Annotated in this window: 1 protein-coding gene; it reads right to left on the minus strand. The window is 50.4% G+C overall.

Features of this window, described 5'->3' with window-relative positions:
* Positions 1–18: 18 nt before the first annotated feature.
* Positions 19–1,347, minus strand: coding sequence for a preprotein translocase subunit SecY (gene secY, locus ABYP33_RS19240; RefSeq protein ID WP_373092974.1), 1,329 nt, complete (start codon positions 1,345–1,347; stop codon positions 19–21).
* Positions 1,348–1,381: the final 34 nt, after the last annotated feature.

Genomic DNA, 1,381 nt, shown 5'->3' on the forward strand with positions numbered 1-1,381 from the left:
CAATCAGGTTGGTGCGCCTTAGCGCACACCACCGCCGTAATTTTTCAAATTGGCCTTTTTCAAGACCGAGTCATACTGATGAGACATTAGGTGCGATTGAACCTGCGCCATGAAATCCATCACTACCACCACTACGATCAGCAATGATGTACCACCGAGATAAAACGGCACATTCCACATCACTACCAAGAATTGCGGTAACAAACACACGCCAGCAATATACATAGAGCCGAACATGGTCAATCGGGTTAATACACCATCGATGTAATTAGCCGTTTGCTTACCAGGACGAATCCCGGGTAAAAATGCGCCTGAGCGTTTTAAGTTATCTGCGACTTCATCGGGATTAAACATCAACGCCGTATAAAAGAAGCAGAAAAACACGATCAAAGCCGTAAACATAATAATATTCAGGGGCTGACCGGGTCCGATTGCCAGAGCAAGCTCTTGCAGCCATTCCATGCCGTCGCCGCTCTGACCGACCCACTGCGCAATGGACGCCGGGAACAACAGAATAGAGCTAGCGAAAATCGCCGGTATAACACCCGCCATATTCACCTTCATCGGCAAGTGGCTAGACTGTGCCTGGTACATCTTATTACCGCGTTGCTGCTTGGCGTAATTCACCGTAATACGGCGTTGACCGCGCTCGATAAAGACCACCAAATACACCACCGCTACCGCCAGCACCAACACCGCCAACAGCACTAATACATTGAGCTCGCCTTGGCGCGCTTGCTCCAGAGACTGCCCGACCGCCGAGGGCAAGCCCGCAACGATACCGGCGAAAATCAACATGGAGATGCCGTTACCAACACCACGCTCGGTTAACTGCTCACCAAGCCACATCATGAAAATCGCACCTGTTACCAGTGAAACCACGGCAACAAAATAGAAACTAAAATCTGCGCTGTAAGCCAGACCTTGATTAGCCAAACCAACCGTCATACCTACCGCTTGAAGCAGCGCAAGGATAACCGTTAAGTAGCGGGTGTATTGACTGATCTGCCGACGACCTGCCTCGCCTTCTTTCTTAAGTGCTTCTAGCTGAGGACTCACCGCCGACATCAGCTGCATTATAATCGATGCCGAAATATACGGCATGATACCCAGCGCCAATATACTCATACGCTCCAAGGCACCGCCCGAGAACATATTAAACAAACCAAGTACCGTGCCCTGATTCTGATTAAACAGCGCGGCGAGTTGATCCGGATTAATGCCCGGCACCGGAATATGAGTACCGATGCGATAAACAATTATCGCCAGCAGTAGAAAACGAAGGCGAGCCATCAGCTCGCCTACTCCGGATTGACTTCCAGCTGATAATGGACTGGATTTCGCCATGGGGATCTCGCCTTATTCCTCGACTTTGCCGCCC

The sequence above is a fragment of the Zhongshania sp. genome, from assembly GCF_041584495.1.
GTDB lineage: Bacteria > Pseudomonadota > Gammaproteobacteria > Pseudomonadales > Spongiibacteraceae > Spongiibacter.

Excerpts from the sequence above, each read along its gene's own strand:
- secY (WP_373092974.1), bottom strand. The coding sequence starts at position 1,347 with ATGGCGAAATCCAGTCCATTATCAGCTGGAAGTCAATCCGGAGTAGGC.